This window comes from Gimesia aquarii (assembly GCF_007748195.1).
Classification (GTDB): domain Bacteria; phylum Planctomycetota; class Planctomycetia; order Planctomycetales; family Planctomycetaceae; genus Gimesia; species Gimesia aquarii.
This window is the reverse complement of record NZ_CP037920.1, coordinates 1,119,308-1,133,527: the sequence shown is the minus strand read 5'-3', so window position 1 is coordinate 1,133,527 and position 14,220 is coordinate 1,119,308. Positions and strand designations below refer to the sequence as shown.

Below are 14,220 nucleotides of genomic sequence, written 5' to 3'. Positions count from 1 at the left end.
TTCATTCAGGAATGTCCAATCTATGACATTAAAAACTGCTACAATGTGAATTAAAACAATATTCAACCTCCATCCCAGTCCGCAAAAGGGTGGCTAACTCGTAATAAGTTGAACTCATATAAGACAAAGAAATCCATGCGACAAAGCATCATCAGCCAGACTGAGCGCCTTCTTATTAGGCAATTTGAGATGTCGGATGTTACAGCGGCTTGCCGGATTCTATGCGATCCAGAGGTCATGAGATTCAGCAGTGGAGTGAAGACTCCGGATGATGTGAAGAGGTGGATAGAGAACCGCATTGATGAATACTCCCAACTCGGTTTTGGGATTTGGGCCGTCATGTTGAAAAAGACAAATCGCATAATCGGCTATTGTGGCTTGTCAGAATTCCCGGACATTGAAGGTCAAAAGGAGACTGAAATCGGTTTTCGTTTCGAACCGTGCTTCTGGTCTCAAGGCTATGCGACGGAAGCCGCAATCGCTGTGCGAGATTATGCGATCAATACGCTTTCCCTCGCTCGAATCATTGCATTGGTCGACCCCGGCAATACAGCTTCGATTCGGGTAGTTGAGAAAATCGGGATGACCTATGAGAAAGATGTCATGCTGCCCGATTATGATCATCCAGATCGACTGTATGCGTTGCATCCACAAAGAGGAGAGCAATAACGACTTCTCAGATACAACGTGACGATTCTGATCACAAAGATTCGACAACCGAGTCACGAATTGCTACGATTTTATTTCAACCCAACACGTTATTGTAGGTCGATCCGTAAGCTTATTCAGAATCAGGGAGACAGGAACATGAGACGAATTTTTTCCACTGGCCTCATTTTCATTTTATTGTCACACACGGCTTATTCGGAAGAGATCAATGAAGCAACGAGCACCGCACTTTATAATCTGAATCGTGACTTCATCAATGCTCACACGGTCGCGAGAAAGTTAGATCTCGCCTCTGGCGGGCCGATCATTTTACTACGCGATGGAAAGCTCGTTCTGGTCCGCAACAATTCGGAAACCACATCCGAAATGCTTCTTCCCAGGTACGATACATTAAAAGTCTTTGCACATATGCCTGTCGCAATCTACCTCATGCTCGGCCCCCCCGGGGCCAGCAAGCTCGACGCTCAACGCCTTCAACAACTAACTGAATATCGCGGGCGAATCGACCGGGTCGAAAAACAGATTGATCACATTGGTCTGGAAGGTGCAAACCTCAAACGGCAGAAACAGCTCCTGGCTGATTCGAAGCGGTTCCTGGAAAAGGTGATTCAACAACAGCAGTTCAGCACCGAAGAGCTGCATACTTTCACACGGAGCATGCTGCCCATGATTAAAGCAAATATTGCAGGAGCAGCAGCGAGCCAACTCGACGCAATGCACCGGCAGGTCATGGCCTGGAAAAAAGAAATAACACCCGAAGAGTGGCAAAAACTGCGTGTCTCGGTGAAGGGTGCCGTGCTGGCCCGCGATGAAAACCTTGCCATGCAATACTTTGAACGCCTGCTGCATATTAAAGGGAATGGGATGCGGCTCATTTACATGGAGCGTTATGTGCCTCCCACACCGATGCTGACCTTGCTGGCCACCCGCTCCGTCGATCGGGGAATCAGCATCGCCTTTTTCGACAATCCTGACCGAATGTTCCGCGACGTACTGGCAGACGCCGCGGCAGCACACATAAAAAAAATGAACTTCGATTAGTTTACGTATTGTGTGTTGAACCTCTGTCAATAATTTTAGTCTTACAATTTACCCCTATGTAATTTAGGACAATTCGCTGCCTGCGGATGATAAGCAGGAACTATGTCTATAGTCTATAAAAGATATCGATTATGAAAATGACTGACAGGGTAACATATGCAACTTACAGAGCATCACTTCACCGATCTTAGTAATATCAAATATCGCATCTTTAGTTGTGATATCAGTGATGAGAGAAAAGCGAGTGCTTTAGTAATTCGATTTATTGGCAATTATGGGTATGGCTCCGATGGTAATGGAGACGGACAGTTTATGCGAACGATCACCTTGTGTGCTCTGTCGCTATGGGATGTAGAAGCGGTCGTCTTTGATCTGCGTGATCTGACCTACGAATGGGGCAACACAATTTGGGGGATGTATGGACGGAGTATTTATCCATCAGGGATCGACGACTTACCGTACGCAACAATTGTCTCTGATCGATGTCGTGCAGGATTCGAATCTTGTGAAAGTATCGTCGCTCCAATGTTTGAAGACCTTGATTTGGCCATCGAGAACCTTCGTCCGCGAGCACAAGCTTATCTCGCCAAACTTTGGTCTGATGACGAGTGATGGAAACTATTCTAGGGATAGCTGCTGATGATATGCAGGAACTACTATTAGTCAGATTAGGGATATTTTCAATCATGCGTTGGTATATAGTCGCTGGAATTATTTCTGCTCTGTTTGGTTTTTTCGGAGTCGCTTGTGGTCTTTTAATGCTCGGCACAATGGCATACTACAACACGCTGTATGGTCCAATTGAATTTAGCAATGGTGAATACGAAGGGCTCGATAACATCGCACTTGTATGGCAAAATGTTTTGCAGGGTTGTTTGGTTCTACTTGCCGGCATTGGAGCATGTATTGCAGCTAACTGTTGGTTTAAACAAAAAAATCGACGGGGAGTTATCGTTTTTGTGGTGTCGATTCTGTTGTCTGCAATTGCTTCATTAATTCTTCGACCATAGTACAATCGCCTCTAATGAAATTGCTAGACTCATAACGAGTCTAATGAGTTGATCACATTATTTCGTCGCCTCTGATGATAATTCTTAATCGCTTTCAGAACTACCCAAGAATTTTTGCGATTCTGCTTCCCGATTTTCATCTCTCGTGTGTAATGACACATCAGGTACAATTCGCCTGGTTTTCTGTAATGAAATTGCGGTAGCCGTCTTTACAGAACATCAATCAATTCGCTGATGAAGTGCCCCGATATAACTTAGAATCTGTAATCGGTTTTGAATTTCAAAAAATCGTTTTAGGAGATTACTAGATGGATTTCTGGTTTGCAATTCTGGTCTATCCTCTGACTTTGAATCATCGTCGCGAACGGCATGAAGGTGTCAACCAAAGATTTGCGCGGTTTTGTCTGAGATGTGGTAGTAGAACGGTTACTCCGAACTCAATTTATGCACGTCTCTGTCTCGAAAGTGGTATCGAAAGAAGTGCTCATCGAGAACCAACTCCTATACCCATTAACCAAATCGCTCTGAAACCAGCGGGTTTTATGGTAAAAAGCAGACAGGTACTGAGATCTGCACTATATCTTTTTTTAATCCTCGCGCGCGCGACGCAAAAAGATAGTTTCTTCAGAAACATGGGCGTGTCAAGTGCATTCTATCTCCCTGTAAATCAATCTCTTACGGTAAATTCTCCTATTGTGTGCAGGAAACGTACGAAGCTAAGAATGCGATACAGAAATGATGATTTCGAAAAAATAAGTCTCTGGATATTAATTTTTTTCCATTGTTGATTGACACAGATGTAGCCTTGGCTACAATATTTAAAAATGTAGCCGATGCTACAATTTATCAATCCACCAAAATCGACCTGAAGCAGAAAGACTGCTGTGATGAGAAAACTTACTTTCCCCAAAACACGCCGGGGTTTTACTTTGATTGAATTACTTGTCGTGATTGCCATTATTGCGACTTTGATTGCCTTGTTACTCCCCGCCGTTCAACAGGCACGCGAAGCCGCACGACGCAGTCAGTGTAAGAATAACTTGAAACAACTTGGGATTGCCTTGCATAACTATCATGATACGCATTCCGCATTTCCCGCCGGTTATTTTTCGTATGCGACCAGCACCGGTTCAGGACCTGCGTGGGCAAACATTGATCCAGATACTTGGGACGCCGCTCCCGGATGGTCCTGGAGTTCGATGCTACTTCCTTATTTAGATCAGGCGCCCGTCTATAATGCATTGGATGTGAATCGCGCCTGCTGGGATCCGTCGCATGCTGCGATTGTACAAACGAAGTTACCTGTCTTCCTGTGTCCTTCAACATCGGGTGGTGATGAACCGTTTCTCGTACGAGACGAACCAGGGGCGCCACTGGTGATAGGGGGATCACAAATTCGGTTTGGGCGTTCACATTATGTGGCCAGTCATGGCCAGGAATCGTGTTGGGGAGAGTGTGGAGCCGTCCCTACAGGTATTATTTTTACGAATATCTATACTAAAACAACAACGACAGTGACCATCAATGGCGATGCCTCGCGTGTTGCTGATGGCCCTTTTTTCCGTAACTCCCGAACTAAAATGCGAGACGTCACTGATGGAACTTCCAACACAATCTTCCTAGGAGAACATTCCTCCAAGCTGAGTGACAAAACCTGGGTGGGAGTCGTTCCTGGTGCGTTTACTCATCCTCAATTTTCCAGTCCGGAAAATGGTTCCGATGCCGCAGCGACCCTGTGTTTGGTGCATGCTGGTCCCTCCGGGGGAGAACTGGACATTACCGGCTTTCCGATTGTGCATCCCATCAATTTCCCCACATTTCACGTGGGGCAAATGTATTCAGAGCATATCGGAGGGGGACATGTCTGTATGGGCGATGGTTCCGTGAAATTTGTTTCAGAAAATATCGACTTACTTCTCTTTGCTGAGCTTTCGAGTATCAACGAAGGTGAAGTGATTGGAGAATTTTAAGATGAATCAGAGATCACTACAAAAATGTTTCGATATCACACTGCTGACCGCTGTTGCTCTACAATTAAATGCATGTGGCTATCCCGAGGTCTCGCCTAAAACTTATGAGATATCCAAGGCCTTGTATTCTATCTGCAATCAAAAGAGTAAGGAACGTCTGGAAACCATCACAAAACTGATTCAGAGTTCGCTTGAGAGTCAAGAAATTACTGAATCTGAAGCGAACTGGCTGAACGAAATTGTGGCGCAGGCCAACGAGGGCGAGTGGGAATCTGCCACGCTGGAAGCTCGTCAATTAATGGAAGACCAGGTCGGTAGATGAATTCATTTGAATGCACCGTGACCTCCTGTTGTCTGGTGGGTCGCTCTGAATGGAATTCGGAACTGCCCACCAGACTTTGATTCATGCTAGCGTAATTCGGGTCGAAACTTCTTACGCCATTCGATGGGCATCACACTGATATCAGAGTCGTCCTTATATGATTTACGCAGCTCATTGAGCTCGATTTTCAGTTTCGCAATCGTGTCTGCATATTTGGGATTATTATACTGGTTAGTCAGCTCCTCGGGGTCTTTCTGTAAATCGTAGAATTCCCATTCATCGAACTGGTAGAAACGAATCAGCTTATATCGTTGATTTCGAATTCCAAAATGTTTCGCCACCATATGTACGCTGGGAAATTCGTAGTAATGGTAGTACAAGGCATCTCGCCATTTTACTTTTTCTCCTTTCAAGAGAGGGACCAGTGATTGTCCCTGCATATCGGCGGGAATATCTGCACCGGCAATTTCCAGAAAGGTTTCTGCATAGTCCAGGTTTTGAACCAGGTCTGTATTGACAGTTCCAGACCTGGTGACGCCAGGCCATTTGACGATTAAAGGCATCTGGAACGATTCCTCATACATCCAACGTTTGTCGTACCAACCATGATCGCCGAGATAAAATCCCTGGTCTGAGGAATAGATGACGATGGTATTTTGATCGAGACCCGTTTCTTTGAGGTAATCGAGCATGCGACCGATATTTTCGTCGACGCCTTTAATGCAGCGCAGATAATTTTTGATGTAACGTTGATACTTCCAGCGAACCAGATCTTTACCGGTGAGACCCGCTTGTTTCAACTTTTCATTTTTAGGATCAAAGGCGGCGTTCCAGACTTTAAGTTGCTCAGGGGTCATTTTTTTTAAGTTACGGAATCCGGATTTATCGACGGACTTTCCCGCATCAGGATCCCAGCCATTGATGGGAGGACCGAAGACGTCATAGACCAGATTCAGATGACCGTCGATTTCCATTTCCTGATGACGGGCGGGGCTGGCGTTGTCTTTCCATTGATCGAATAGAGTCTTGGGCTCGGGAATTTCGATGTCGTCGTACAGATTCAAATGCCTGAGCGGAGGCATCCAGGTTCGGTGTGGTGCCTTGTGTTGACACATTAGCATAAAGGGTTTGTCGGAGTTGGCATTTTCTTTCAACCATTCCAACGCCATGTCAGTAACGAGGTCGGTGCAATAACCGGGAATCTGTTCACGGCCCTTTGCGGATTTGAAATGAGGGTTGTAGTAGTTTCCTTGTCCCGGTAGAACTTTCCAATGATCGAAGCCTTGCGGATCGGAAGACAGATGCCACTTACCGATGATGGCGGTCTGGTAGCCTGCTTTTTGCAGCAGCTTAGGGAATGTCTGCTGGTCGCCGTTAAAGCGATTGCCATTTCGCATGAAACCATTCAGGTGACTGTGCTTGCCAGTCAGTATAACAGCCCGGCTGGGGCCACAAATGGAGTTTGTGCAATAACTGTTTTTGAACAGCATCCCGTCTGCTGCCAGCTGATCGATGTTAGGAGTCGGGTTGACTTGTTCGAGCCAACCCTTATAAGCACCTATTGCATGCGGTGCATGATCGTCGGTGAAGATGAATAAAATATTCGGCCGCTGGGCCGCAAAGCTGGTAGACGAAACAAATAGAAGACAGAGCAGAGTCAAAGCGCGGATCATGAAAACACCTTCAGGAATAATGAAAAATATCACTAACAGATGATTTCAGATTAACCAATGCAGAGACGTGACGCCAGTAAACAAAAGCTGCGAATTAACTCAGATTAAGGTGATCGATTTGTTTAATTTGTTAATAAATAGTCTTAAGCAGTAAGCTGTCAAAACATTCTAGGAATCATCGCCACTTTATTAGGTCAGCGCAATCAACCAGACTTTTTGTGTAACATGGTTAGTCTTCATGGCACTGGAAACCCATCGATCGCGAAAATTAATAAAGATGTCAGAAAAAATGTGAGACCATTTAAGAAAACAGAAAACATCGTCCATAAAAATATATGTGCCAATTTTTCGAAAACATTCAAATGTTTTAAAAAACCGAAATAGAATAAGCAGAATAAAAACACGAAGCTAAAAGAGCAGAAAGAAAAAAAGGGGATTAATATATTAAAGTTGGATGAAAACGTTTCAAAATAGTTTGGATATAGACAGGTTGAAAATAAAAACAACGAATAGAAGATACATGGAATCAAACAAACCATCAGAAGGATCAAGTAACTTTTTCGTTGCATTTCTTGCGAGACCTTCTTTACATCCAAATCATGGAACACCAGAGGGGAATTTTAATACTCCCGATTTCTCTAGACATTCTTTCTCAAATGAATCTGCGTAGAACAGATTTAGCATAACAAGATATAACGAACGTACAGATCTGAAAAAGATCAACTAAAAGTAAAAATGCAGAAAGTTCAAGTAGTTGAATCACAGAGTGTGGTAAAGATGAACTATTAATTTTTATAACGATTATCGTGAATAGACGGTGAATATAGCACTATATTTGAAGTTCTTAGTTGTTCGAGGTTGTGAAGAAATTTGGAATGTACTAGAAACTGCGTGTGGGTTCTATTTAACAACTGAAGGAAGTATGACACCGTTTAATAGATTGGTTGATCATCTCAACTCCCCACCTGATTTCCTGCAACACCCCCGAGATAATCAAATGATTATCTGGAGTCCCCGTTTGAATCAAACGGTTTACAGTTGGTGTTGTTAAATCTTGTAATTCACTTTTGCTTTAACGGTAATCCTGAACTACAAGTCTGCTTTTGCACTCGAGCGGATTGTTCAAAGTGCCCCCCTTTTCCCGCGTCAGCAGGGAGAGTCTGAAGACGAATGCGTTCGTCGTACAGGCTGACCATGCGGATCGATTTCGAGAACGTTTATTGGAGTTTTGATGTTAGCGTATTTTTCGAAGCATACTGCTTCGGTCAAGGATGATGTTTTATCTGGTTTTACTGTGGCACTTGCTTTGGTACCTGAGGCTGTTGCATTTGCTTTTGTTGCGGGTGTTCCCCCCACGGTGGGACTTTATTCTGCTTTCTTTATTGGTTTTATCAGTTCGCTGACCGGTGGTCGTCCGGGCATGATCTCTGGTGCTACGGGAGCTATGGCTGTCGTGGTTGTCTCACTTGTTGCTATACATGGCATCCAATATCTATTCCCCGCCGTTATTCTCTGTGGCTTACTTCAAATCACCGTAGGTCTGCTGAGACTGGGAAAACTGATTCGTCTGGTTCCGCATTCTGTGATGTTAGGATTTGTAAATGGGTTGGCGATTGTCATTGGCTTGGCGCAAATTGGAAGTTTCAAAACACTGGGTATCGATGGAACAATGACGTTCCTGCCGGGAACTTCATTAACCATAATGATTTTCCTTGTTGCGCTGACGATGTCTATCATCGTATTGCTACCCCGGATGACGAAAGCCATTCCGAGTTCGCTCGCTGCGATTATCGTGGTTTCTATGATCGCTATCGGGATCAACAAATTTGCTCCTGATAGTTGGAATCCAACAGGGCAGGCAAATGTTGTGCAAACTGTTGATGATCTGATGATGAATAACCTCAAAGCGAAAGCCGTTAAAGATGCAGCACTAGCAGTCCAAAGTCAGGAAACGTCTACAACTCAAGTTGATCTTTCTGTTTTAAGCCAATCACAAATCGAAACGGCTGTGGCCTCTGTTAAAGCAACATCAGAACCGTTACCGATGCTTTTCTTTCTTGATTCGCGGTATGTTCTTGCTCCGCTCTCATGGGAAACTTTCATGATCATCCTTCCCTTCTCATTGATCCTGGCTGGAGTTGGATTGATTGAATCGTTGATGACTCTCACTTTAATCGATGAAATCACCGAAACACGCGGTAGCGGAAACCGTGAATGTATTGGTCAGGGAGCGGCCAACATTGTCTGTGGACTGTTTGGAGGCATGGGTGGCTGTGCGATGATCGGACAATCTTTAATCAATGTCAATTCCGGAGGACGTGGTCGACTTTCGGGCGTTGTGGCTGCAGTAGGCTTAATGACTCTAGTTGTACTTTTGAAACCTGTGATTTCCATGGTTCCTATGGCAGCGCTGGTCGGTGTGATGTTCATGGTTGTAATTGGAACATTCGAATGGAGCACTCTACATACCTGGAATAAAGTTCCCAAAAGTGATGTCTTCGTGATGGTTCTCGTCGCAGGCTATACAGTCCTGTTTCACAATCTCGCGATCGCGGTACTGCTGGGGATTGTCGTTCAGGCACTCATTTTTGCATGGCATCATGCCACACATATGATGGCTGATATTCATTTTGAAGATGACACCAAAGTGTATCAATTACATGGTCCCTTGTTTTTTGCATCTGTCAGCAGCTTTCGTGAATTACTTGATCCGGTGAATGATCCACCCTTTGTCGCCATCGATTTCTATTTCTCTCGTGTCTATGACCAATCGGCGATTGAATCGATTAACAAAATTGCAGAACGCTATCGGCAGGAAGGAAAAGAATTACACCTGAGAAATCTCAACGCCGACTGCAAACGCATGATCGAAAAAGCAGGCGACCTGGCAGAAGTCGAAATTTCAGAAGATCAACATTATCATATTACAAAGATGATTTAATCTAGAGCAAGTTTGCTTTCGAAAGCCTTTCACAATTGGAATGTGCGCTATGCATCGCGCTTTGGAACCGATCACTGCCGGTATTTTTTTTGAAATCTGTCGCCATTTGAATGATCTGTTGATGGGCTCGAATGGCGGCTTTCCAATCCTGCTCACGCTCGCAGGCGACAGAGAGAGTCTTCAAAGCATGAAGAAGTTTCATATGTAAGTGTGAGTTTTTGGAATCACGGCAAGAGAGAAGACTGTCGCGGCTTAAAGATTAGATATCAGATTACAAAAAATACAGGCTTGCAAACATAATTTATACATGAGTTTGCAAGCCTGTATTTTTCCTAAGCGGAGAGAGGGGGATTCGAACCCCCGGTACCTTGCGGTACACCGGTTTTCGAGACCGGCACATTCGGCCACTCTGTCACCTCTCCGATTCGCCTGACGTATGTCATTCTTTATATAGACATCACTGTCCAACGTCAAATTCGGAGGCTGACTGAGCTTTTATTCTTCATCTTCAAATAAGCGGTGTACAATCTTGAAGTCAGGTCCCATTCAATGCCAACTTTCCCAATGAAAATGTCGTAAGAGATTCAGGGACCTTCATCAGGTCCAGGTAAAGCCAAAGATGTATTGGTTTAACAACCGAATTATCAACGATTACCAGCATCTTTCTTGCAGAGACCTCTCTCTCGGGATATGCTGGTATTTAACGATTTTTCAGCTAAGAATGGTTCTCTCTCACCTCTGGAAAACCATCTCTTTTAAGAAAATCGAAATCAGATAGCGAACATTTTGTTAATAAGGTAGGTATAATGATTGTCAAGGTGTCTCCATTCTGTATGGCTTCTTCCAATCGTGTGATTTCGTAGGTTTGAGTCCTTTCTATCACTGCCTTAGTTCATCCGTTCATTAGCGATGGAATTTGTAATATGCGTCTATTCCATTTAGTTTCAATAGTGAGTTTTGCTGCCATACTCACTTCTCTGGCTCCTGCATCTGCAGAAGAGCAGTATCTTGAGTTCCTGCAGGGTCTAAGAGACAAAAACTATCACGATACAGCTTTGCAGTATCTCGATCAAATCGACATTGATCAAACAACGCCCAAAGAGATACGAGAGCTGATTCCTTTTGAGCGTGCTATGACTCTGATGATGTTTTCACGAACTCAGAAGCTCCCGAAAGATCAGGAAGCAACGCTCAATCAGGCGTTAGCACAATTAAAACTGTTTACCCAACAGAGCCCTAATCACCCCAAAGCGGGAACAGCGAATACCGAACAGGGAAAGATTATTCTTGAAAAAGCGGAAGTTGAAGTTCGTAAAGCTAAAGCTACATCAGAAGTAAAAAAGAAAAAAGAAGCTCAGGCTGCTGCCAGGAAACTTGTTGCCCAGGCACGTGCGATTTTTCAGAAGGCTTACAATCTGCACGAAAAGACCTGGAAATCGTTCCCTGCTACTTTTATTGACAAACAAAAGGAACCTGAAAAATACAAAGCCAGAGCAAACGCAGAAATCCAGTTCATGAGCGCGCAGCTCGATCTCGCACAATGTACTTATGCAGAAGCACAAACCTACGATCCTGGCAGTGCCGACTTTAATCGCCTCTTGAAGAAGGCTTCAGAAGAATATGCCAAAATTCACGAACGCTATCGCAGCCAGGTAGGTGGACTTTATGCCCGTATGTGGCAGGGCAAATGCTTTGAGGAACAGGGAGAGTTAGGCCGCGCGCTGGGAATTTATAATGAGTTGCTGGGCCACCCAGGACAATCACAGCCGATCAAACAGTTAAAAGATAATATCTTGCAGTTCCGTTTAATTTGTCTTAACGATGATAAGAAAAAAGATTACGAACTCGTGATCAATGAAGCAGAGGAATGGTTGAAAGCAAACCGTTCACGGAATCGTACTTCTATCGGTCAGGGAATCACATGGGAACTGGCACGTGCTCAAGAAGCGTTAGCCAATACCGAGGGAAAAAAGAAAAATGAGCAGGAACGAATTCTGCGACAAGCTTTGAAGAACGCTCGATTTGTCAACGCATTCCGAGGCAAATATCGTGATGTTTCCCGACTATTGATCAGTCGTATTACCGCAAAGCTACAAGGAAATTCCGGAGGAGATCCCAATGATTTCGAAACGGCTTATGGGTTAGGGCAGGACCGTGTTAAGCAGACCAAAACCCTGAAGGACAAACTTGCCGCGGCTAAATCAGCAAAAGACAAAAAGAATGCACAGATCGAACTCAATCAATTCATGGAAGAAACGGCCCGCATTCTGAAAATTGCCCTGAAATTGGCCGACAACAAAACCGATCCCAAAGAATTAGATCACGCTCGATTTTTACTCTGCTATACATACTATAATTTGAGACGAAGTTATGAATCTGCAATTCTTGGCGAATTTATCGCTAACTTCCATCACAAAGATAGTGAGCAAATCGCTTTGGATGCGGCTTACCTTGCGCTGGCAGGCTATCTACAGGCTTACAATGATTCACCCAAAGAACAGCGGTATGTTGATAATCAGCATATGGAAAGCATATGTAATCTGATTACGACAAAATGGCCTGACAGTGATCGAGCCAACGATGCACGTATTCAGCTGGGTAATATTTACAGTCAGACAGACCGTCCCGCAGAAGCTGCCAAGTGGTACTCACAAGTCCCTCCAGCGGCGCCACAATATGTGGATGCCCAGATTAGAGCAGGGCAGGCTTATTGGAATAGCTATCTGACAACAATGTCTCGGCGGTCCGACGATAAACCGGCTGATATAAACCAGTGGGCTAAACTTGCAGAGAAACATCTTCGAACGGGTATTTCAGCAACTCTTAAATCTTTACCTAAGACAGCAGCAACACCAGAAAACCTCACTGCGGCAAAAGCTTCACTTGCTCAAATTGCTTTGAACAAAGGAAACTATCAGGAAGCCGTCGATATTTTGTCGAAAGGACCACACTCCGTCCTGAAAGCAATTCACGTCGCGAAAGGCAAAAAACGACCTGCCAAGGGAGTTCAAAGTAGTGAATTTGCCAACCTGGTGTATCAACTTCAATTGCGTGCTTTTATTGGTTTACAACAGATTGAATTAGCTCGGAAAGCGATGAAGCAACTTGAAGAATCTGCATCGGGATCTGGTGGAGAATCCATTACCGAAATGTATCGCCAACTGGGCGAAAAGATTACTGAAGAGATAGAACGTCTGAAAGCAACCGGTGATACCAAACGCATTGATGACGTACGCAAGTCACTGGAAACATTTTTAACTGACATCTTCAAGCGAAAGGACCAGACATACGGTTCATTGGTCTGGATCGGAGAAACTTATTTTGGGATGGGACAAGGAGCCAGTGAGAACCCAGCCATCGCCCGAAAATACTTTGATAAAGCAGCAGCGGCCTTTGAAGAGATCCAGAAACGCCAAGATGCTTCAGGCGATTTCATCCCCGGAAATTTTCAGGTTGGAATTACTCTGAGACTTGTCAATTGTAAACGTCAGCAAGGTGAGTTCGAAGAAGCACTGGAATTAATCACTCCAGTTCTTAAAGAGAAGGACAAATCGCCTGAAGTTCAGTTTGAAGCAGCTTCCATCTTGCAAGATTGGGCTGGCAGTGGTCAGGGTGATTCTCACAAAAAATATCTGGACGCCATTAATGGAATCACACTTTCAGATGGAGTCCTTGTTCGAGGTTGGGGCTATCTAGCCCGTCTCTTACAAAATTCAATCGCTGCTACGGGCCGCGATGATTTAAAGAAAATGTATTATGATTCAAAATTCAATAGCATCGAGTCTCGACGGAAATATGGAATCGCTATCAACAGTCAAGATGAATTGAATCGTGCCAAATATGAAACAAACGTCTTTGGCCAAATAAGCGTTGATTTGTCGGATGAAGTCTGGGAGCGCTTCAACCAACTCTATCGACAAATTCAGACTGACCTGGGTGAAGATCCACAAAACCTGGAACGTCGCAAGACCGCAGCACAAACGATCGCAGCGAATGGAGCGAATCAATTAAAAACAGAATCTCCTTCGAACACGCAGCAAAAAGTCGCACAACAATCTGCAGCAACACCACAGGCAGAAGCCGGGTCTAATACAATTTTATTCCTAGTCGTCATTCTTCTGGGAATTGGAGGTGCCGCCGCATTCTATTTCTTTGGCTTAAAGCCTGGCAAAAAGGCTCGACCGTCATATCAACTTGCCTCGAATGTAACAATGCCTTCACAAATTCCAGAGCCACCTCCGACACTCAAACCGAATCGTTCTGCAAAGACAAAGTCCTCCAAGCCGCAAGCTGTTGAGGATAAAGCACAATCCCCAACAGAGTCGGAGAAAGCCAAAAGTAAAAAAAGGCCAGAAAAAGAGGAATCAGGCAAGGAAAAACGAAAACTTACACCGGAACAGATTGCAGCTCGTAAAGCGAAGCTGGCCCAAATGTCTCCAGAAGAAATAGCAGCTCGTAAAGCAGCAATAGCCAAGAAAAAAGCCGCACAAGCAAAACAACAAAAACAATCACGACCTCGTCCGGAAAGTGAATCGAAGGATGTTTGATTTACTTTGAACCGACAAAATCACTAATCCGTGATGAGACTATAATT

10 protein-coding genes and 1 tRNA gene are annotated in these 14,220 nt (G+C 44.4%); 8 read left to right on the top strand and 3 right to left on the bottom strand.

Translation table 11 applies throughout. The features are described 5' to 3' along the window. The first annotated feature begins 135 nt into the window (after window positions 1-135). The 6 genes from V144x_RS04610 (at window position 136) to V144x_RS04585 (ending at window position 5,012) form a co-directional block, all read left to right on the top strand. Complete coding sequence (locus tag V144x_RS04610; protein ID WP_144982068.1) at window positions 136-669, top strand: GNAT family N-acetyltransferase; 534 nt, start codon at window positions 136-138, stop codon at window positions 667-669. Between the two features lie 138 nt (window positions 670-807). Next, window positions 808-1,710 (top strand): hypothetical protein, encoded by a 903-nt coding sequence (locus V144x_RS04605; RefSeq protein ID WP_197998756.1) that lies wholly within the window; start codon window positions 808-810, stop codon window positions 1,708-1,710. Window positions 1,711-1,866: 156 nt separating this feature from the next. Further along, window positions 1,867-2,322: a hypothetical protein gene (locus V144x_RS04600; RefSeq protein WP_144982062.1), complete on the top strand. Its 456-nt coding sequence runs from the start codon at window positions 1,867-1,869 to the stop codon at window positions 2,320-2,322. Window positions 2,323-2,396: 74 nt separating this feature from the next. Further along, the gene (locus V144x_RS04595; RefSeq protein ID WP_144982060.1) at window positions 2,397-2,720 is read left to right on the top strand and encodes a hypothetical protein; all 324 of its coding nucleotides are present in this window, start codon (window positions 2,397-2,399) and stop codon (window positions 2,718-2,720) included. An 887-nt stretch (window positions 2,721-3,607) separates the two neighbouring features. Beyond that, window positions 3,608-4,690: a DUF1559 domain-containing protein gene (locus V144x_RS04590; RefSeq protein WP_144982057.1), complete on the top strand. Its 1,083-nt coding sequence runs from the start codon at window positions 3,608-3,610 to the stop codon at window positions 4,688-4,690. Between the two features lies 1 nt (window position 4,691). Continuing rightward, complete coding sequence (locus tag V144x_RS04585) at window positions 4,692-5,012, top strand: hypothetical protein (RefSeq protein ID WP_144982054.1); 321 nt, start codon at window positions 4,692-4,694, stop codon at window positions 5,010-5,012. An 86-nt stretch (window positions 5,013-5,098) separates the two neighbouring features. On the opposite strand, the gene V144x_RS04580 is transcribed toward V144x_RS04585, so the two are convergent. Then, window positions 5,099-6,685 carry a sulfatase family protein gene (locus V144x_RS04580; RefSeq protein WP_144982051.1) on the bottom strand — a complete coding sequence of 529 codons (1,587 nt, stop codon included), beginning with the start codon at window positions 6,683-6,685 and terminating at the stop codon, window positions 5,099-5,101. Window positions 6,686-7,916: 1,231 nt separating this feature from the next. Between V144x_RS04580 and V144x_RS04575 the strand changes: the two genes are divergently transcribed. Next, the gene (locus V144x_RS04575; protein WP_144982048.1) at window positions 7,917-9,626 is read left to right on the top strand and encodes a SulP family inorganic anion transporter; all 1,710 of its coding nucleotides are present in this window, start codon (window positions 7,917-7,919) and stop codon (window positions 9,624-9,626) included. A gap of 1 nt (window position 9,627) precedes the next feature. On the opposite strand, the gene V144x_RS04570 is transcribed toward V144x_RS04575, so the two are convergent. Together V144x_RS04570 and V144x_RS04565 are read right to left on the bottom strand one after the other, a co-directional pair. After that, window positions 9,628-9,828, bottom strand: coding sequence for a hypothetical protein (locus V144x_RS04570; RefSeq protein WP_144982045.1), 201 nt, complete (start codon window positions 9,826-9,828; stop codon window positions 9,628-9,630). Between the two features lie 135 nt (window positions 9,829-9,963). Next, window positions 9,964-10,048: transfer RNA gene (locus tag V144x_RS04565), tRNA-Ser, on the bottom strand. A 501-nt stretch (window positions 10,049-10,549) separates the two neighbouring features. Between V144x_RS04565 and V144x_RS04560 the strand changes: the two genes are divergently transcribed. Then, a complete protein-coding gene (locus V144x_RS04560; protein WP_144982042.1) occupies window positions 10,550-14,173 on the top strand; it encodes a tetratricopeptide repeat protein in 3,624 nt (1,207 codons plus the stop codon). Window positions 14,174-14,220: the final 47 nt, after the last annotated feature.

What these genes read in the sequence shown, in the direction of transcription:
- V144x_RS04610 (WP_144982068.1), top strand. Translation starts at nt 136, where the DNA reads ATGCGACAAAGCATCATCAGCCAGACTGAGCGCCTTCTTATTAGGCAA.
- V144x_RS04605 (WP_197998756.1), top strand. Translation starts at nt 808, where the DNA reads ATGAGACGAATTTTTTCCACTGGCCTCATTTTCATTTTATTGTCACAC.
- V144x_RS04600 (WP_144982062.1), top strand. Translation starts at nt 1,867, where the DNA reads ATGCAACTTACAGAGCATCACTTCACCGATCTTAGTAATATCAAATAT.
- V144x_RS04595 (WP_144982060.1), top strand. Translation starts at nt 2,397, where the DNA reads ATGCGTTGGTATATAGTCGCTGGAATTATTTCTGCTCTGTTTGGTTTT.
- V144x_RS04590 (WP_144982057.1), top strand. Translation starts at nt 3,608, where the DNA reads ATGAGAAAACTTACTTTCCCCAAAACACGCCGGGGTTTTACTTTGATT.
- V144x_RS04585 (WP_144982054.1), top strand. Translation starts at nt 4,692, where the DNA reads ATGAATCAGAGATCACTACAAAAATGTTTCGATATCACACTGCTGACC.
- V144x_RS04580 (WP_144982051.1), bottom strand. Translation starts at nt 6,685, where the DNA reads ATGATCCGCGCTTTGACTCTGCTCTGTCTTCTATTTGTTTCGTCTACC.
- V144x_RS04575 (WP_144982048.1), top strand. Translation starts at nt 7,917, where the DNA reads ATGTTAGCGTATTTTTCGAAGCATACTGCTTCGGTCAAGGATGATGTT.
- V144x_RS04570 (WP_144982045.1), bottom strand. Translation starts at nt 9,828, where the DNA reads ATGAAACTTCTTCATGCTTTGAAGACTCTCTCTGTCGCCTGCGAGCGT.
- V144x_RS04560 (WP_144982042.1), top strand. Translation starts at nt 10,550, where the DNA reads ATGCGTCTATTCCATTTAGTTTCAATAGTGAGTTTTGCTGCCATACTC.